Annotated in this window: 17 protein-coding genes; 15 read left to right on the forward strand and 2 right to left on the reverse strand. The window is 37.4% G+C overall.

What is annotated here, in order from left to right; translation table 11 throughout:
- Positions 1-96: 96 nt before the first annotated feature.
- The 5 genes from dnaJ (at position 97) to KJS44_RS05530 (ending at position 6,195) form a co-directional block, all read left to right on the forward strand.
- Positions 97-1,206, forward strand: coding sequence for a molecular chaperone DnaJ (dnaJ, locus tag KJS44_RS05510; RefSeq protein WP_008978936.1), 1,110 nt, complete (start codon positions 97-99; stop codon positions 1,204-1,206).
- Positions 1,207-1,481: 275 nt separating this feature from the next.
- Positions 1,482-1,685 carry a hypothetical protein gene (locus tag KJS44_RS05515; RefSeq protein ID WP_008689021.1) on the forward strand — a complete coding sequence of 68 codons (204 nt, stop codon included), beginning with the start codon at positions 1,482-1,484 and terminating at the stop codon, positions 1,683-1,685.
- A 137-nt stretch (positions 1,686-1,822) separates the two neighbouring features.
- Positions 1,823-2,539, forward strand: coding sequence for a response regulator transcription factor (locus tag KJS44_RS05520; RefSeq protein WP_008689020.1), 717 nt, complete (start codon positions 1,823-1,825; stop codon positions 2,537-2,539).
- Between the two features lie 9 nt (positions 2,540-2,548).
- A complete protein-coding gene (locus KJS44_RS05525; RefSeq protein ID WP_008689019.1) occupies positions 2,549-4,612 on the forward strand; it encodes a sensor histidine kinase in 2,064 nt (687 codons plus the stop codon).
- A gap of 209 nt (positions 4,613-4,821) precedes the next feature.
- A complete protein-coding gene (locus tag KJS44_RS05530) occupies positions 4,822-6,195 on the forward strand; it encodes an MATE family efflux transporter (protein WP_008689018.1) in 1,374 nt (457 codons plus the stop codon).
- Positions 6,196-6,313: 118 nt separating this feature from the next.
- Here the strand turns inward: KJS44_RS05530 and KJS44_RS05535 are convergent, their stop codons facing one another.
- Both KJS44_RS05535 and KJS44_RS05540 read right to left on the reverse strand, forming a co-directional pair.
- Positions 6,314-6,859 (reverse strand): GNAT family N-acetyltransferase, encoded by a 546-nt coding sequence (locus KJS44_RS05535; protein ID WP_119957486.1) that lies wholly within the window; start codon positions 6,857-6,859, stop codon positions 6,314-6,316.
- Positions 6,856-7,632: an HAD hydrolase family protein gene (locus tag KJS44_RS05540; protein ID WP_008689014.1), complete on the reverse strand. Its 777-nt coding sequence runs from the start codon at positions 7,630-7,632 to the stop codon at positions 6,856-6,858. The genes KJS44_RS05535 and KJS44_RS05540 overlap by 4 nt, the downstream gene beginning before the upstream one ends.
- 47 nt (positions 7,633-7,679) lie before the next feature.
- Here KJS44_RS05540 and uvsE point away from each other — a divergent pair, with 47 nt between their 5' ends.
- The 10 genes from uvsE to KJS44_RS05590 all read left to right on the forward strand — a co-directional run bounded on the left by uvsE (position 7,680) and on the right by KJS44_RS05590 (position 20,200).
- Complete coding sequence (gene uvsE, locus KJS44_RS05545) at positions 7,680-8,636, forward strand: UV DNA damage repair endonuclease UvsE (protein ID WP_008689013.1); 957 nt, start codon at positions 7,680-7,682, stop codon at positions 8,634-8,636.
- Positions 8,637-8,683: 47 nt separating this feature from the next.
- Positions 8,684-9,358: a hypothetical protein gene (locus tag KJS44_RS05550; protein ID WP_008689011.1), complete on the forward strand. Its 675-nt coding sequence runs from the start codon at positions 8,684-8,686 to the stop codon at positions 9,356-9,358.
- A gap of 161 nt (positions 9,359-9,519) precedes the next feature.
- On the forward strand, positions 9,520-9,882 hold the full coding sequence (locus KJS44_RS05555; RefSeq protein ID WP_008689009.1) for an ankyrin repeat domain-containing protein: 363 nt from the start codon (positions 9,520-9,522) through the stop codon (positions 9,880-9,882).
- A gap of 18 nt (positions 9,883-9,900) precedes the next feature.
- The gene (locus tag KJS44_RS05560) at positions 9,901-10,899 is read left to right on the forward strand and encodes a helix-turn-helix transcriptional regulator (RefSeq protein ID WP_008689007.1); all 999 of its coding nucleotides are present in this window, start codon (positions 9,901-9,903) and stop codon (positions 10,897-10,899) included.
- 1 nt (position 10,900) lies between these two features.
- Positions 10,901-12,367, forward strand: a complete 1,467-nt coding sequence (locus KJS44_RS05565) for a DUF2779 domain-containing protein (RefSeq protein ID WP_008689005.1) — start codon at positions 10,901-10,903, stop codon at positions 12,365-12,367.
- Positions 12,360-13,214, forward strand: a complete 855-nt coding sequence (locus tag KJS44_RS05570) for a DMT family transporter (RefSeq protein ID WP_008689004.1) — start codon at positions 12,360-12,362, stop codon at positions 13,212-13,214. Before KJS44_RS05565 ends, KJS44_RS05570 begins: the two co-directional genes overlap by 8 nt.
- 9 nt (positions 13,215-13,223) lie before the next feature.
- Positions 13,224-14,150 (forward strand): magnesium transporter CorA family protein, encoded by a 927-nt coding sequence (locus KJS44_RS05575; RefSeq protein ID WP_008689003.1) that lies wholly within the window; start codon positions 13,224-13,226, stop codon positions 14,148-14,150.
- 324 nt (positions 14,151-14,474) lie between these two features.
- The gene (locus KJS44_RS05580; RefSeq protein WP_008689002.1) at positions 14,475-17,003 is read left to right on the forward strand and encodes an ABC transporter permease; all 2,529 of its coding nucleotides are present in this window, start codon (positions 14,475-14,477) and stop codon (positions 17,001-17,003) included.
- 1 nt (position 17,004) lies between these two features.
- Positions 17,005-17,724 carry an ABC transporter ATP-binding protein gene (locus KJS44_RS05585; protein ID WP_017144623.1) on the forward strand — a complete coding sequence of 240 codons (720 nt, stop codon included), beginning with the start codon at positions 17,005-17,007 and terminating at the stop codon, positions 17,722-17,724.
- Between the two features lie 4 nt (positions 17,725-17,728).
- Positions 17,729-20,200, forward strand: coding sequence for an ABC transporter permease (locus tag KJS44_RS05590; RefSeq protein WP_008689000.1), 2,472 nt, complete (start codon positions 17,729-17,731; stop codon positions 20,198-20,200).
- Positions 20,201-20,203 lie beyond the last annotated feature (3 nt).

A 20,203-nucleotide genomic window follows, 5' to 3' on the forward strand; every position in this document is an offset into this window, starting at 1 on the left:
TGATAAAATAAAACCCGGTATGAAGAAATGTAACATGAATATTTATGGAACATTTTATCATTTATTTATAACAAGCAATTCAGGAAGGTGATGAGCATGGCAGAAAAACGAGATTATTACGAAGTCCTTGGATTAAGCAAGGGTGCAAGCGAGGATGAAATAAAAAAGGCATATCGTAAGATGGCCAAAAAATATCACCCGGATATAAATAAAGAACCGGGTGCAGAAGAAAAATTTAAAGAAATAAATGAAGCTTATGAAGTATTGAGCGATCCACAGAAAAAGGCAACCTACGATCAGTTTGGTTTTGCCGGTATGGATGGTGCACAGGGCTTTGGCGGTGGCGCCGGATTCGGTGGATTTGAAGATCTGAGCGATATCTTCGGTTCTTTCTTTGGCGGAGGATTTGGCGGTGGAAGTCGCCGTGCCAGCAATGGACCACGTAAGGGAAATGATCGTTTCATGCAAATGCGCATTGATTTCATGGATGCTATCTTTGGTAAAACCGAAACGATTACAATTGATGTGGATGAACAATGTGATGAATGCATGGGCAGCGGTGCACGCAGTAAATCTGATGTGAAATCTTGTAGTCGTTGTGGTGGTACAGGTACTGTAACTCAGCAGCAGCGTACACCATTTGGTGTTTTCCAATCACAAACGGTTTGTCCGGATTGTAATGGTACAGGGAAAACGATTGCCCACAAATGTCCAAAATGTCATGGAAAAGGCTATGAGCATAAGCGTGTAAAGCTGGATATTAAGATTCCGGCAGGTATTCAATCTGGTCAGCAGGTTCGTGTGCCAAACAAAGGTGAACGTGGTGTAAATGGCGGTCCTAATGGTGATTTATATATCGAAATCTTAGTTACTCGTCATAATCAGTTTGTCCGTGATGGCAATGATATAAGAATCAGTGTACCAATCAGTGCGATTGATGCGACGTTAGGTTGTAAGATTGATGTTCCAACAGTGTATGGTGATGTAGAATTAACCATACCGGCAGGTACACAATATGGACAACAGTTCCGCTTGAAAGGTAAGGGTGTAAAATCACCTAGAGGTTCGCAAGGTGATCAGTATGTGGAAATCACAGTTGAAATACCTAAAAAGCTTTCTCGTGAAGAGAAGGAATTATATGAGAAGATACGTAATCGTAAAGATCATGAAAGTCCATTTGAAAAATTCAAGAATGCGTTTAAATAGTAAGAAGAAAGATACAAACAAATTACTTGTTGTGTCTTTTTTTATATGAGATTGAATTTAATATTGGTCTTTTAAGTAATCTAATCTATGATACCGAAATTTAGGTTGGTTTTACGTTCATACAAGGATTCTAGCTGATGGAGAATAATAAAAACGCAAGGAAGTATCATAATTCATCTTCGTTATGTCATTGTTTAGAAATTTTTAAGATTTTATTTCAACAGTTGATAAGAACTATCCTTCATACTGATAACAGTAAGAAAGAGGAGATGAAGATGAAAAAACAAAGAAAACAAATTAGTTTTGCCATCATCTGTATACTGTTTACGATTGCCTTATGTATCATCATTGCATCTACCCCCTTTTTAAGAACGATTGATACAATGGATGGTATCGTATTGGCAATGGCAGTTGGCTTTATGATAAAAACCACCTTACAGCGCTATATGATACAGCAACAAAAACGGTGGGAGGGATAAGATGGAACTATTTGTATACTGCATCTGTACGGTATGCACGTTTGCAGGATTTCTTCTGCATAGGAATATCTAAGCTTTCCAAGTGAATAGAAATCGGTTAAAATAGAACAAGTAAATAAGAGAGGGCGTTGAAACATATGGAACATACCGTATTAGTTGTTGAAGATGAACAAGGAATCCGCGAGGCAATCGCAATATATCTAAAGAATCAGGGCTATCAAGTGTTGTTAGCGGAAAATGGAAAAGAAGGACTTGACTTGATTCATACCAATGATGTACATTTGGCAATCGTAGATATCATGATGCCGATCATGGACGGTATCACTATGACGATGGAATTGCGTAAAAACTATGATTTCCCGGTGATTTTTTTAAGCGCGAAATCAGAGGATATCGATAAAATCAATGGTTTAAATATAGGAGCGGATGATTATGTCACAAAACCTTTTGGCTCAATGGAATTATTAGCACGTGTGCGTTCTCAATTGCGCCGGTATGAACAAATATTATCGCTACAAACAGCATCCAAACAAGATAAAACAGAGAAAAATCCCCATCGTTTCTGTGTCGGCGGATTAGAACTCGATACCTATACAAAGGATGTATATGTAGATGGCAGGCGTGTCAAATTGACTCCGAAAGAATTTGCTATTCTTCAATTGTTGATGGAATCCGCAGGAAGAGTGTACTCTGCAAAACAGATTTATGAGCAAGTATGGGAAGAAGAAGCCATCAATACAGAGACAATCATGGTACATGTTCGTAAATTGCGTGAAAAAATTGAAGTGAATCCTCGTCAGCCACAATATTTGAAAGTGGTATGGGGCGTAGGATATAAAATTGAAAAAGGATAGGTGAAAAGCATGAAGCAAAAAAGAATATTTTTAAGTGTATGGATCATGTTGCTCAGTGTGATCAGCATAACTATATGCAGTTTTTATCCATCATCTAAAATGGATAAAGAGAATATGCATAAAACCATTCAGAATGTACTGGGAGATGAATTGTTCTTCTATGCACTCAGTATGAATCAATTTGCGGATGAACAATGGTCCTATCCAAGGTTTTCAAATTTTCCTGAAAAAAGTCATTTTGAAGATGAGTATATAAGCTTGATGGATCGAGCAGTCTCCTGTTTCCAAAATGATGAAAATGTACAATATATCGTTTATGATGCAAATACAAAAAAACGATTAGCAGCGAATGTCAAGGATGATTTAAGTGAAAATGATAGTATGTTTTATGGCATAGGAACTTTTAAGAAAGATGGTTCTTTACAGCTGAGCGGAGATTTTGGTAACTATACGAATGGTGCTAAAGATTATTTGGTGGATTGTATGAATACGTTTATCCGGGATCCTTCCTTATATGATCAAAAAAATGATGCAAAGGTTTCTTTTCGTAATGATTTTACAGTTGTTATACGCATCCCTGAGAAATTAACAAATAATGGTATGTATGTTTATGATACAATTTATGACAGATATGAATATACTCCTTACGTGTTTATCGCTATGGGAGTAGGTGCTTGTATTTTAGCTCTATTCATACTTCTAGTACCGATTCGTATCGTAGAACAATGTCAACCGTTCAAAATTTTTGTGCAAATCAAGTTTGAAATCAATTCCATTTTAGCCTGTTGCCTGATTACCTTTGGCTGCATGGGTGTAGTGGTGCTTTCTAATTATACGATGAATGGCTTATTGGCTGAAATATTGTTACGATATGAAATGTGGGATGGCATAAGCCTACTTGCGAACCTTGCGGCATGGATGTTGTTATTTGCTTATTTATCAATCATTTTCTTTTTGCTAAAGTATATAATTGCCCATGGTGTGATTCGCTATTTGAAAGAGGGCACCTTCATTGGCAGTATCATTCGGCGTTTTAAGCATTATGTTAATGCTTTAGCAGATGTAGAACTAGATAAATTGAATCAGAGTTTGATCAAACTGCTATTGATAAATTTGCTAATCGTTATTATCTTTTGTTCCTTGCAGGGATTTGGTATCATCCTTTCCTTTGGATATACAATTGCTCTTTTCTTTTGGCTGCGTGATAAGTTGAAAGAGGTAAAATTAGAGTATCAAGAATTACTAGAGAATGCAAAGGCGATGGAAGAAGGACGTTTTGATTATGAATATACACATGTAGATGGTGTATTTAAAGAACTACAACAGGAATTAACCCAAGTGCGCAGTGGTTTTGAAAAAGCTGTGCGTGAAGAAACAAAATCGCAGTTAATGAAAACGGAGCTTATCAGTAATGTATCACATGATTTAAAAACACCATTGACCGGTATGCGAAATTATGTTGAATTGTTGCAAGATACGACATTGTCAGAAGAAACAAGAACACAATATGTACAAATGCTTGCTCAATATACACAGCGTTTAAGTCGTCTGATTGAAGATTTATTTGAGGTTAGTAAAGTTAATAGTGGAAACATTCAGTTAAATCTTATGGAGTTAGATGTCAAAGCATTAATCGAACAAGCACAAGCTGAATGTAGTGAATTATTACAAGAGAAGCATTTACAGGTCATTACTAGCTTTGATCAAGAACAATATTTGGTTGCGTTAGATGGCGATAAAACCATGCGAATTTTTGAAAATTTATTTATCAATATCGGGAAGTATGCATTGGCCAATACAAGAGTTTATGTGATGGTGAAAGCAGAAAATGAAACGGTGATAATCACCATGAAAAATATATCCGCGGAACCATTAAATTTTGATGAAACGCAAATTGTCGAACGTTTTCAACGAGGTGACTCTTCTCGTCATGGAGAAGGAAGTGGTTTAGGCTTGGCAATCGTTAAAAGCTTTACGGAGATTCAAAATGGTCAATTCCATATTGAAGTAGATGGGGACTTATTTAAAGCTATCGTGCAATTCGCTTTGCCTTCTGATGCAAATATAAACTGATAAACAGTAATCGCACAAAGCATGCTAGTTTAAGAATTTCTTAGCTATGCATGCTTTATTTTATCCTCAATCGTTTTCATGAAAAGAAGCTCATAGGAAATCGATGAAGTTCTTATAAGACATCACCTGTGATAATAATTCCAGTATAAGAATTGCTAAAAACCTTCTAGGTATGGTACTATAACCACACTATAGAATTGAGGGATATAATGAAGAAATATGTAAATTTGTTAGATGGTGCGATACTTCCGGCATTAAGCTCATTAGCACTACCTATCATGGCAACCAGTTTGATACAAATGGCATATAATCTTACCGACATGTTATGGATTGGCAGAATCGGGGCAAATGCTGTGGCATCTGTCGGTGCTGCCGGTATGTTCATGTGGCTTTCCAATGGCCTAGTCACCTTAGCCAAGATGGGTGCTCAGGTCAAAGTTGCACATTCTTTAGGCGCACAAGATCAAAACAAGGCAGCATGTTATGCCCAAAGTGCCATACAGATGGGCATTGTTTTCGCATTGGCATTTGGTTTTGTCACGGTCGTTTTTTCACGGCAAATGATTGGCTTTTTTAAATTAAACAGTGCACAGGTAGCAGGCGATGCACAAAGTTATTTAATCATCACCTGTGGCCTGGTGATTTTCTCATTTCTTAATCAGATATTCACGGGTATTTTGACAGCCATGGGAAATTCTAAGACTTCCTTTATAGTGACCGCTTTGGGATTGCTCATGAATATCCTCTTAGATCCTATTTTTATCTTTGGTTTTGGTGGGATACCGGCGATGGGAGTGCGTGGGGCAGCTATAGCTACAGTAATGGCCCAAATGATTGTTTGTCTATTATTTCTCATGGCAATAAGAAAAGATACACTTATTTTTTTACAAGTACATATTCTTTCACATATACACAAGGAAGAAATGAAGGAAATATTTCGTATTGGGCTGCCTATTGGATTACAAAGTATGTTGTTTAGCAGCATCTCTATGGTGATAGCACGCTTTATTGCCGGTTGGGGTGATGCAGCCGTTGCAGTGCAAAAGGTTGGCTCACAGATAGAATCCATTTCTTGGATGAGTGCGGAAGGCTATGCCGCTGCTTTAAATAGCTTTGTAGCTCAAAATCATGGTGCGCATAATGCACAGCGTATTCGCAAGGGATATCGTTTGTCTATGAGATTGATGATAAGCTGGGGCATCCTTTGTAATTTGATATTGCTTTTATTTCCGCAGTTTATTTTTCAGATTTTCATCAATGAACCAAAAGTCATTTGGATGGGCGTAGATTATTTACGTATCTTAGGTTTCTCCCAATTGTTTATGTGTATGGAAATTACTACTGCCGGTGCTTTTAATGGTTTAGGTAGGACATTGCCACCTTCGATTATATCCGTAACCTTGACGGCCGCTCGTATACCTTTGGCAATGTTGCTGGGAAATGGGCTTGGTTTAAACGGTGTTTGGTGGGCCATTACCATAAGCTCCATTTTTAAAGGTGTGTTACTGTTTGGTTGGTTTTTATGGGATATGAAAAAACCGGATTTCTTAGTTCAAGACCATCCGTCAAAAAGTATTTGTTAAGTTCTTAGTAAGCGATAAAGATATAAAAAACATCCAAATAGAAAGGTCTGTACTGGTAAGCGTTGATATTCCCAAGCGAATCCCCTATCTGGATGTTTTTTTATTTTCATAGTGGTTGTTATGGATGAAGGATAGCCATGATAAGAATATCGTGATAACTGCCATCATAATATAAGCCATCTTTTTTTCGTCCTTCTATCTGATAGCCACAACATTCATACACATGTTGGGCACGAGGATTGTAATCAAACACTTCCAGTTCAATGCGATGAAGCTGTAAGGTATACAATCCAAAATCCGTAACAGCTTTTACGGCCTGTTTACCGATGCCTTTATTTGTTTGTGTGCTTGAAAATAAAGCAATTCGAAAACCAGCCATGTTAGCATCCCAATCAATGTCATTTAAAACAGCTTCCCCAATTAACTCGTCTTGATATGTAAATATTAAAAAATCATAGCGATCATCAGCTTCAGCAATACGTTCGACATAATCGTAGATCATCTTTTTGCTAAACGTTTGTGTCGTTCCGGTAAAACGTCTCACTTCCTCATCTTCTTGCGCAAAACCTTTCTCATAATACATGGCGGCATCTTCTTTTCGTAGCAAACGAAGATAACAGTCTTGTACATACAAAACATCTGTTGTTTGTTTCTCATGTCTCATGCAATCCACCCAAACTTTTTACAAGCCTTCCATATTCCATCACGTGTATTAGTATCTGTCACATAATCCGCTTTTTTCTTCAAGACTTCTTTAGCATTTCCCATCGCGATACTTGTCCATTGTGAATCAAACATGACCAAATCATTTGTATCATCACCAAATACAACAACATCTTCAGCTTTTCCATCAATATAGCGCAACATGTCTATAATACCATCTTTTTTTCGGTCATGTTGAATTGTTAAGTAAGCATCGACGAAGCGGAGTTGGCCGACTTCTTTTAATAAAGGAATGCGATCTTCTTCATCAATAGGTACGGAGATATATAGTTTATAAATATCTTTTGCATCCTCAATGCGAAAGTTTTGATCATACACATAGCGTGTAGGTTCTTGACGTTCTCCACATTGTTTTACAAACGTGTCATCTATCCCATAAAGGTCAATAGAATCATCTAGCATTGCTAATACACCATATCCAGCATTGATTGCTTGATGATATAAGGTAATACTTTGTTCACGATCTAAGGGAATGTTTTGGATAAGTTCATCGTTTACTACGAGTGCATTTCCTCCGCAACAAACCATGTTATGCAGATGGACGCTTTCCATAAAGGGTCGTGCCTTATAATGTGCACGCCCTGTGGCAATCGCCACAAAATGTCCGTTTTTTTGCAGCTCATCTAGTGCTTTCTGAGCACTAGGTACGATTTTTTTAGTAGCATTGTCGGTTAATGTACCATCAATATCAAAAAAGATATATTTCTTCTTCATTGTAATCACCTTTCTATTTGGTATTATCATACAGGAAACAAAGAATTTTGACAAGAATAGTGGGCCATACAAGAGCCATCCTAACAATAGGTGATAAGATGAAAATTGGATATGCTTGTACACTGGCATTACAGGATGATACAAAAATGCGTAGCTGTATCGCAAAAAATGCGAGTGAGTTGCGTTTAATAGAACTGATAGATCACAATTTAACCGCTTTATCAAATATTCTGACATATAATCATCAACAGGGAATTAAAATGTTTCGCATTAGTTCAGACATCATACCTTTTGGCTCTAGTCCTATCAACAGTGTTGACTGGCAGACTTTGTTTCAGTCAGCCTTTACTTTCTTACAAGAACAAATTAAACGCTATGATATGCGGGTTTCTATGCATCCTGGACAATATACGATTATAAATTCTCCTAATCCGGAAGTGGTACAAAGAGCGATAGTTGATTTACAATATCATTGTGCGCTTTTGGATCTTTTATGTGAGGATGCCACGCATAAGATGGTGTTACATGTGGGTGGGGTATATGGCGATAAACAGGAAGCGATGAAACGTTTTATGGCAGAATATCGAGAATTGGATGAGACAATCAAACGACGTTTGATCATTGAAAATGATGATCGCTATTATACATTAGAGGATGTCTTATGGATCGCGGAAAAAATCCAGATACCGGTGGTCTTCGATAATTTGCATCATAAATTAAATCCATCTCTTACCAATCTTAATGAAAAACAATGTCTAGCGTTGGTAAAGCAGACTTGGAAATCCGTTGATGGGCGCATGAAGATGCATTACAGCGAACAGGATCCGTTAAAACGTGCCGGTGCCCATGCCTCATCTATTGACATAGAGACATTTTTGGAATTCTGCAAAGATTTACAAAAAGAGGAAGTTGATATCATGTTAGAGGTTAAAGATAAACATGTTTCTGCATTGCGTGTGATAGAAGCATTGCGAAATAAATATCCATGGCTGCTTGAGGAATAAAGTAAAAAGCCCTGTGCATACTAAAGATTGACAAGGAGGAATCAGTAATGAAAAAAACAATGAAAGTATTGCTGGCAGCATTTCTGTTCACAGGTATATTACAAGGCTGTAGCAGTAATAACAATGAAACCACTGGTAAGGAAAATCAAAGTGATACCGGTGATGTTGCAAATGATGTAAAAAATGATATTGATGACAGCATTGACAATGTCATGAGCTTCTTCAATAACAAAAAAGTTGAGCTTGAGAATATGCAGCCAATCAAAAATATGGAATTTGCGGCATATGAAGGAAAAAGCTTTGAGGTGAATGGCAAAACAGCTTATCTATATCGTGTAAAAAGTAATGATGAAAACATGAAAAAAGTCTTAAAAGAGGCTAGAGAAAAAGGTAAAGTACGAGTAAATATCAAAAATAAAGAAATGGAGTATGGAGCAAAAGTAAATGGAAATTTCTTACTGTTATATGACCCAAATGCTGATATGAACGATGTCTTAACAACATTTGATGGTTATACAAGTGGTGGAGTAAATGCAGGAACAAGCGCCAAAGATACGACCAATACGCCAACAAGTGATGGTGCATATGGAAATGCCAAAACAAACGATCCCAATGCCGGTAATACGACAAGTGGGAATCAAAATGGTGATGTGAATAATAATGGTAAAACAAATGCCAACAATACCAATGGAACCAATGCTGCAGGACAAAATGAAAACTAAGTAAATATAAAATAAATCTTTCTATATATGAATTGTAGGAAGATTTTTTTGCTGTACAGATAATAAAAAAAAGTTTATACTATTTTTATATTATTACACAAATAATGTAACAATGTGGTTTATGATATAGCCGTAAAGATAAGGAAAGAGGTTGAGGCTATATGATAAACGAGAGAAAAATGGCAAAGGAATTATTAAATGCAGTTTGGAACAAGGAAACGGAAAGAATCAAGGAACTTTTAGATTTTGGGGCGGATCCCAATTGGATTTTCAATGGCTATCCCATCTTATTACATGCTGTCTATACGCGTAATGTAGATGCTGTTCTGGCATTTTTAGAAGCAGGAGCATATCACACGGAAGAGGCATTAGGTTTTGCGTTAGAAAATGGAATAGGTGAAGTCGTGGCGGCTTTAGCACCCAAAGGTATCGTACCAAAGAAAAAAGAAGTTGAACCGGTTTTTGGTTCTTTTCCATCCCGCTATAGTCCATTGGACTATCATCCAAAGGTCATACGTTCCTAATGGGAAGGATGAGAGGAAATGAAACGCAGTGCACGCTGTATTCAAATGTTGCAATTATTAAAAGCAAGAGGTTTTTTATCAAGAGAAGAATTAGCGACATTATTAGATACAAATATTCGCAATGTATCCGAATATCGCAAAGAACTTGAAGAGGCAGGCTATTCCATCATTAGCACGACCGGCAAATATGGCGGTTATCAGCTGGATGCATCCTGTCTTTTTCCAATTGTCGGTTTACGGCAAGAAGAGGTTAAGGCGGTGAGTGAGGCGATCAGCTATATGAAGAGTCATGATGATTTTTTGCTGTTGCCACAATTTTTATCTGCGATGGATAAATTAATGGCAACGCTTACTATGGAAAAAAAGGAAGGCGGTATTTATGTGAAGGGCAATACCCCATTACTTAATCCAATGTTAAAGGAATTTATCATGCGAATGGATGGTGCTCGTAATGATCAACTTGCTGTTGATATTGTATATAAAGGAATGCATGCTAAAAATTTTGAAAAGGTACGTATTCATCCATATGAAATCTTGAACGATGCAGGGAGCTATTATTGTTTAGCATATTCATTGAAGGCAAAGGATTATCGAAATTTTAAGTTTAGTGAAGAGCGTATGAAACAAGTGCAAGTAAGTGATGTGAAATTTCAGCGGGATGCTGATTTTCAAGTAAGTGAGCATATTGGCAAAAAGGGTCTTATTCGTAATGAGGTTTATGAATTGGATGTATTGATACATGGTGAGAGTGCTTTGTTAGTAAGTGAAAAAATGATTGGCATCGATCCGAAAGGTGAATGGATAGATGAACATGTTTTACATTTCACAACGATCATGGAAGGGAAAATTCCAGCTATGCAGTTTCTGTTATCTTTGGGTAATCAGGTCGAAGTAAGAAAACCCCTCTCTTTAAAAGCGGAACTAAAACATATTGTAGAAGACATGTTTCGACAATATCATGAAACGAAGGTTCCAACTTATGATATAATACAAGATAGAGAAAGTGTGGAGAAATAAAATGTATCATATTACCGATATAAAAAAGATGGAACGTTGTGAACGTTTGTTTTGGTTAAGTAGAAGAGTTCAAAAGTCATTTACTCCTTATGTGCAATATACAGAAAGTATGACTTCGCTGATGAAAGAACGTCTGTTGTTGCCAAATGATTGTTTTGAAGGACAGGCAAATGATGATCCTGCTTTAGCGTTGCAGGCTTTCGCAGAGAAAAAGCCATTGGTCAATGCCCGTTTTGCATATGAAGATTTACGTATCAAAGTTCCTGTACTTATACAGGAGGAAGGTAAGACCATCCTGTATATGAGTTATCGCAGCTGTTACCCTAAGGAACAGGAAGCTCAATATATCGCCGATATCATTGCGGTGTTGCAATTGTTGGATATTAGAATAGATGAAATCTATGCCATTCATTTGAATGCGGAGTATATACGGGGAAAAACATTAGATGTACATGCATTACTTACCATCAGTGATCATTTTTATAATTCACATAATCGCCCTGGTAAAAATATTTTTCAGCTTGTACAAATGAAACTGCGAGATATTCGCCCATTGCTTGAGAATATGCGTATATTAGATGCATTGGATGAGATAAAACCAAAGCGGACATCGTTTTGTACTAGAGGAAATAAATGTTCTTTTTATAAAGAATGTTTTCAAGAAGAAAGTCAACCTGGCGCTATTACTAATCTAGTTCAATCACAGCATAAATATGCGATGAAAGAAGAGGGAATCCAACGTTTAAAGGATGCCGATCTTGATCGTATTGAAGGAACACGCCATCAATATGCCCAGATCATGGCGGATACATATGGCGGGCTGTATGTGGATGTTGCCGCCTTAAAAACTTGGCGCAAAGATCATATCAGTTATCCCCTTTCTTATCTGGATTTTGAATGGGAAACGTATGCCTTTCCACCTTATGAAGGAATGAAGCCTTTTGATGTTTTGACCTTTCAGTTCAGCCTCCATGTTGAAGAGGAAAAAGGAAAGACATTACAACATACTGGTTTTATCGGTGAGAAAGATTGTCGCCTTGCCTTTATAGAAGCTTTGTTAGCAAGTGTACCGAAAACGGGAACGATTTTAGTCTATAATATGGAGGGGGCTGAGAAACTGCGCTTGGTACAATTGGCCCAACAGTTTCCGCAATATGAAAAAGCTTTGATGCAGATATGGGAACGCATGGTGGATTTATCCCTGCCTTTTTCCACCGGAAATGTTTATGATGTACGTATGGCAGGTCTGTTTTCTTTAAAGACGTTGGTGCCGATTTTCAGTTCTTATCATTATGAAGATTTGGCCATTTCTTATGGATTAGATGCGGTAGCAAAATGGCGGGAGTATCAAGAAAGTGAAGGTACTAAGAAACAACAAATCTATGAGGAGTTAACACAATATTGTGCAATGGATACTTATGCAGAATATATCGTCTATCATGCTTTAGAAGGATTTATGGATGTTTAAGCGACTGCAACGTAGTGATTATGAGATGATCTTAGCAATGATCATCTTTGGCACACTTGCTCCATTTGTACGCAATGTAGCAACATCCAGTGCCACCATAGCTTTTTCAAGAACCTTGTTGGGAGCTATCGTATTGCAAATTATGCTCCTTTTTAAACGACAGACGCATTCTTTAGCGAAAGGTGAAAGAAAGCTTATGGTGCTATCTGCAGCTGCGTTAGCCGGTAATTGGATTTTTTTATTTGAAAGCTATCGTTATGTCAGTGTGTCCATAGCAACCATGCTGTATTATACAGCTCCTATATTGGCTTTGTTATTATCTTTTATATTCTTTCATGAGCCACTTACCAAACGTCAAATAGGGTGTTTTATATTAACCTTGATTGGCTGTATTCTCATTTCATGGCAACCACAAAGTGCATTTAACTTACGTGGTGTGATTATGGGATTATGTGCTGCTTTCTGTTATGCAATGATTTTATTACTACAACGTTTTCGAAAGCCAATGCCTGGATTATTATTGACAAGTTGGCAGTTATCGATTGCGGCCATCCTACTTGGCATATATTTAGTAATAAGTAAAGATACCACCATGTTACATATATCGTTAGCCCAACTTCCCTGGTTGTTATGCATTGGTATTGTTCATACTGCATTGGCGTATTATTTATATTTTCATGCATTGGCTCACTTAGCTTTAGCACGTAGTGCATTATATAGTTATCTCGATCCGTTGACTGCTATATTACTATCTTTTCTAATCTTGCAAGAATCGTGTACAGGAATGCAGGGAAGTGGAATCGTCTTATTATTTAGTGCTATGCTCTTATATTCATATCAGAAATGAGGTGTCAATATGCTGTATCGATTAGAACAAAAAATGATTCCTATTACACTAGATGATGTCAATGATACCGTGTTATGTGCAGGCGTATATCGCATGGCGGAAATGGAACCATTACTTGCCCATTTTGGCTTTGCCCCACAGACATTGCGGGAATTGAAAGAACATCATCAGCATACGGTTAATAAGTTAGATGCTTATTTTGGTTATTGCTTTGGTCTTGTGCATGAAATTATAAAACAGGATGAAGAACTTTCTTTTATTCATATTGGTGTATATTTTAAAAAGAACCTCATCTTACTAGTTTGTGAAGATGAAAAAGCATTGCAGCGATTTCAACACAGGTTAGAGTTAATACCAAACACCAGTTATAGCCTAGAACATGTTTTGGCTATTCTTTTAGAAAGTGTTTTGGCACCTATGCATCCTCTATTTGAATCTATTGAGAATACAATCATGCAGATGGAAGAAGATATTTTGAGTATGCAAAAGGTGACGATGACTGCCAATATCATGAAGATTCGTCGTGAAATCACGATGCTGTCACATTACTTTGCGCAAATGATGGATATCGCCGAGGAGTTGCAACAAGATGAAAATGATCTATTTCAAAAAGATCAGTTGCATCATATTCGTATTTTTGCCGATCGTGTGCAACGCTATGAACAAAGCGTGCAAATGCTAAAAGATTACATCATACAAGTACGCGAATTGCAGCAGTCACAATATGATTTGAATCTAAACCGTATGATGTATGTTTTTACGATCGTAACCATCATCTTTTTACCTCTTACATTGATTGTTGGATGGTATGGCATGAACTTTACGACTATGCCGGAATTAACATGGCGCTATGGCTATCTTTTCGTGATTGCTTTATCACTCATTACGATTGTTGGTTGTATCTGGTATTTTAAGAAAAAAGATATCTTACAATAAGAGCAGATGAAAAATGTGTATGGTGTTAAGAAAAAGCGATAAGAGTAATTGTATAATTGATGCAGAAGAGCGCATTGGTTATTCTTTTCTAGATTCAAGATTGGTTATAAAATGAATACGAGAAAAAGGCTTTTACGATACAATATTCTATCCAATCAAATACAGCATTCTTTTGCCCCTGATATTTTATCGGTATGAAGAAAAGATTTTATAGCAGCACTCGCTGTTTTTTTTGTAAACTCACAAAATTATTTTGAAAATTTTCAAAGAGTTATGAAAAAACCATCATGTTGTGCTACAATATAAGAAAAGGGAAATGAGCATATGAAAAAGAGGGAACACACAAAGACACCTTTCCTGTTACGGTTAGGGTGTTTTTCAAAAATCGCATGTATATATAAAGCGCTGCATTATCAACAGCGTTTTCAGCAGTTTCTATTGATGATCCTTTTGTTATTTGCCATGTTATCGGTATCCATCAGCGTTAGTGTCTTTACGCGTAGTGATTCTATCGTAGCACGCATTGATCAGATGCATGCCACACATACCGCAATCATTTCCGATTCACCAAAAGGAATGTACAAGTTTTTGGATGTCATACAGAAAGAAGAGCATTGCTTTGACTATTATGAAAAGACAAGCGTCTTTCCGTATGCCCCATATCCAGGAAGCTCTATCCAAGGATCTTTCCCCTTGTATATTGAAGGCTATGTGAAAAGTGATGCTAACTATCCTTTATTGGATGGCAAACCTCTAGAAAAGCTAATAGGAAATGAAATTGCCATCACCCAAAGCTATGCCAAACAGCTGGAAGATAAAGGCATCCAGGTACTTGGTCATAAGGAAGTCATCAAAGATCCATCCAATGGAAAAACGTATTCCTTTGTGATTGCTTCCATCATGGAATATCCCAACTATAACCAAGGGTATATCGGACAAAACGATATTAATAAAGTCGATATGTTCACGATTGCCAAACCAGCCGTTGCAATTGGAAATTATGAAACAATCAAGAAGCTGGAAAAAGCCTCTATCTATGGCAATGCCATGGCAAAGATACGCTTTCATGATTATCATGAGCAGGATGAATATGACCTACGTTCACGCATGTATCTGGATTATACCTATATTACCGGAGAGATGGCTTCCTATCCTGATTTCCGTCTGTTAGCAGAAGAGATGAATGCCAATAAAATCATGAATGGGATCTTTCAGTTTGTATCGCTATGCGTTACCATCTGTATGCTAATCAGCTCTTGCTTTGTGCTTTATGCTTTTATGAAACGGAAGCTGATAAAGGATCAGGAAAAATTAAGCTTAATGTTTATGAATGGGGTTCGCCGTTTGAATATCCGCAATGCCTATTTGCTGGAAATCGTACAAATCTTTTTACAGGCCTTTATCATTCATCTTATCCTTCTGTTTATGATGCAATGGTTTCTGCATGTCTTGAACCGTTACGATTTATTATTGCTGTTTACATTATCAATGAAAGGATGGCTCTTGATCATTGGCAGTACACTGTTATTTTTAGCAGCCTTGCTCTTTCAGGTAACATTGCAGGTTCGTTCCTGTTTTAAAGGCAATTTGGTAACGGCAATACGCTCGCGCTCTTTGCATTTGAAACATCATAAGAGCATACACTATCGCTATCAAAGCTTACAAATGGCGTTGCGTGATATCGTAACCACTCCATTTTCCAGCCTGCGCAGTGTCGTTTCTTTGGCCTTCGTGTTTGTGACCTTGCTGGTATTAAGTGGTACTTCTACCATCTTATTTCATCTATATACACCAGAAACGTTTGGTTTATCTTTCGATTATATGTTAAAAGGACCTATCTCCTTTTCATCTTTTACAAAGCTGCAAAAAACATATCTGGATGAAGATTTCGTGTTTGTCGCTGCGGAAAGTGCAGATACCAGTGTCTATCGTTGTTTTATGGTCGATGATCGCAGCAATCGCGATGAAAATCTCTATCATTATTATCCGGGATTATTGATGATCATGGATGGACCTTTGGATAAATTTCTTCCTTTACGAAAGGGAACCTATCCACAGGAAGCCAATGAGCAGCACTTAGGTGAGCGTGCCTTTGAGTTACAATATGGCATGACGACCAGACGTTTAGAACATGATTTTGGCTTATACACCATGCAAGATAAAAAGGTGGCACAGGATGATACATTACGTACGAAAACTTATGTAGAGTATAGTCTTAATCATTACTTATCCGCATCCCAGTTACATGGCTTTACAGAATCCATTATCAATAATGGGTATATTACATTCTTTCGCGCAAAGCGAAGACCTTTAAATACCTATTGGTATCCGGAAATTCCAACGACATTGCTACGCTTAAAGGATGAAAAGCAAGCAGCTACTTTTGAAACGACATGTAAGCAACAAGGAATCACTTATGTTCGCTACAAGGATATCTTAGATGTGCTGCAGGAGAATAACAATGCCTTACAAGCACGCTTATTTGCTATTATGGCAGGAGTTGCCAGCTTAACGATCTTAGTTGGCTGTATGACGATGTATGCAAATGTCCAAAGTGACATCGAAGAAAAACGTCGGGAAGAAGGCTATCTGTTAAAACTGGGCTGGCAAAGAAACATGCAAAAGAAACGATTGCTGTTGCATGAAATTATTTTGCTGGTTATGGCGTTCTTGCTGGGGTTATTGCTATATGCGGTATTCAAACTACCTTATTTTGCTATTTTGCGTGATTATCTAGGTTTATATACGTTGCCATCCGCATATTCAATAATGCCATGGCTAATGGCCTTGTTATGTGCAGGCGGTGTCTTGCTGTTATTGGTTATCGGAAGACATCGTGGAAGGGAGATATAATATGATTGATGTAAAAAACTTGCGAAAATCTTATCAGACGCAAGATAAGATCGTTGAAATCTTGAAAGGTATCAATATTCATGTAAATCCCGGTGATTTTATGATCATCATGGGGGAAAGCGGCAGTGGAAAGACAACGTTTCTGAATTGTGTTTCCGGTTTTGATACGATTGATGAGGGAAGTATCGAAATTGGTGGCACAAAACTAAATGAAATCAAAGGCAAAGCGTTGGAACAATTGCGTTTACATCAGTTTGGTTTTATCTTTCAGGACAATTATTTAATCGATAATCTGACAATCTTAGAAAACGTAGCGATTACTCGTTTGCAATACGATGCGAAAGCGTATGAAAAAGCAATTGAATTATTGAAGAAGGTGCATATTGATCATTTAAAGGATAACTATCCATCTCAGGTGTCCGGAGGAGAAAAACAGCGTTGTGCGATTGCCAGAGCCTTGGTAAATGAACCAAAGATCTTGTTTGCGGATGAACCAACCGCAGCCTTGGATCGACAGACTGCTGATGAAATCATGAACATCTTAAGTGAGCTGAATAAACAAGGACAAACGATCTTGATGGTAACTCATAGTCCGCGAATTGCCGCATATGGAACAAGAATGGTGTTTGTGGAAAGTGGGGTATTTGAATGCGATGAAGCCTTTACCGGTGATGATCTAGAAGCCAACTATCAGCGAGTGATGGAAATCACGGAGCGCTAAGCTTATGAAACTTGTATATAAAACGTTGCATCAGAAACAGATGTTTACACATGGCTTATTGATCGTACTGCTGTTTTTATCTATGCTGTCTTTACAAGTAACCTGCACGGTTTTTACGAAGAATCAAAGCATGGCAAAACGTATTGAACATTTAGATGTTGCCACAACAACCATCTTCAGCAGTCCTTCGATGAATTTTGATACGTATCTGAAAGAATATCAGGAACAAGGTAAATTTAACTTCACGTATGAAAAAGGTAGTGCATGGCCATACCTGCCTTATTCAACTAGCTGGATGCAGTCAAAATTTCCATTATATTTAGAAAGCTATATTCAAAGTGATGATGCATACCCTTTGTTAGAAGGAAAGCCATGCAAAGAATTAAAGGGTAATCAGATTGCCGTTATGAACGGCTATGCCAATGCTTTACGAAAACAAGGCATAGAACCCTTGCATCATCAAATTAGTATTCAAGATGATATGGGAAATGCGCATACCTTTCAAATTGAAAGCATCCTATATTATACAAACTATGAAGATGGCTATGTGAATCATAAAAATGAAGACGCAATAAAAGATTATCAAATCTTACCACCGGCTGTTGGTATCGTAAAACAAGAAACTTTGCAAAACTTACGTAATGAGATTATCAAAGCCAAAGGAGAAGGTGCGACAGGGGCCTTCAGTACGATGTTAAAAGTACGTTTTGATAGTTATGATATGCAGGATGAATATGAATTTCGCCAGGATGCTTTAGATACCTATTATATGTCATCGGCAGATTTTCGTTTATTGGCGGATGAATTAAATGGCAATCGAGTACAAGATGCTATCTTCCGTTTTGTGTCAATGAGTGTAACGGCATGTTTATTGCTAAGCTGCTTATTTGTTCTGTATGCCTTTTTAAAGCGGAAACTGCTAGATGATCAGGAAAAATTAAGTATTCTTGTCATCAATGGCATTACCAAACGCAATATTCAAAGAGCTTATGATCTGGAATATGGACGATTGTTTGTATTCGCAATCCTTTATCTAATCCTTTTTGATTTTTTCACATATCTTGTTCTTCAGCAGCAAAGTGATTATATTTTGCGCTTACTATTTACCATGTCATGGGAAACGGCAAAATGGTTGTTACCTTTATTAGTTGCTTTCATCATTGTTTTAATGCTGATGATTCGTTGGCAAGTGCATCGCTGCTTCCATGGCAATTTATTTCGACAAATCAAAGGAAAACATCTGTCGGTAAAACGGAAACGACGTGTCATCAGTTATCGCTTTCAGCCACTGCATATGGCAATGCGACAATTTCAGACAGATCCATTTATGGGAATACGGAATATCTTCTCTTTAGCCGTTATTTTCTTAACGATCCTGCTTTTGTCCATGACGCAAGGAATCTTATCACATTTGTATACACCGGCTACCTTTGGCTTACAATTTGATTATCAAATAGCTGCGGGTATGCCTTATGATGATTATGAAAAAATCAAACCATATATAAAAGAATATGCACTTCTAGAGATGAACAAAGAAGAAAATGGTATTATGAAAGAATATATGGTAAATGATCGCAGTACACGCGAGAGTGTAGATTTTCGTTATTTTCCGGGGATGCGTTTGGTATTAACCGGAGATTTGGATGAATTTCTTCCATTACGAGAAGGCTCTTATCCACGGATACCGGATGAAAAACATAATGGGATAGATTATTCGAAAGAGCGTGCTATGGTGCCGCGGCGTATTCAATATGATTTTGATAAATATATCGCCAATTCGGATTATGTAAATCAACATCCTGAATATGCCAATGATACGTATGCCGAATTTGTCGAAGGCTTTTCAGTTCATGGTGCAGCGATTTATGGTTTTACAGAATCCATTATGAATCAAGGTTATGTTGCTTTTACATCGCGAAGAAAAAGTCCGGTTGACAAAGTCCATTATCCATATCTTCCTAAGATGTTGGTAAAGGTCAAGGATGAGAAAGCAAAAGCAGATATGGAAAAGATGATGAAACAAAGTGCATTGACGTATAATTCTTATGATAGCGTCTTAGCGATGCTGCAGGAAAATAATGATGAATTGAACCAGAAGCTGCGATATGTCATGAGTGTTGTCTTTGGAATGGAAATCCTTGTGTTAGCCATTACGCTATACGCCAATATCATGGCCGATAAGGCGCAGCAAAAAGCGATGTATACATGTTTTGCACGCATCGGTGTTAAGAACAGCTTGCGTCGGCGCAAAGAATTTTCTTATGAAGCGTTGATGCTGCTTCTAGCCTTTCTTATGACGGCGTTGCTGTATATACTTGTACAATATCCGTATTTTAATGTATTAGGCATTTATCTTGGTGTATATGAATTACCTTCATCGTTAAGCATGATGCCTATGCTAATGGTAATCTTCGTTATCATATTAAGTGCAGGGATGTTGTTTTATGGAAAAGCGCAGCATAAAAAGGAAGGATGAACA

This window comes from Longicatena caecimuris (assembly GCF_018406465.1).
Classification (GTDB): Bacteria; Bacillota_I; Bacilli_A; order Erysipelotrichales; family Erysipelotrichaceae; genus Longicatena; species Longicatena caecimuris.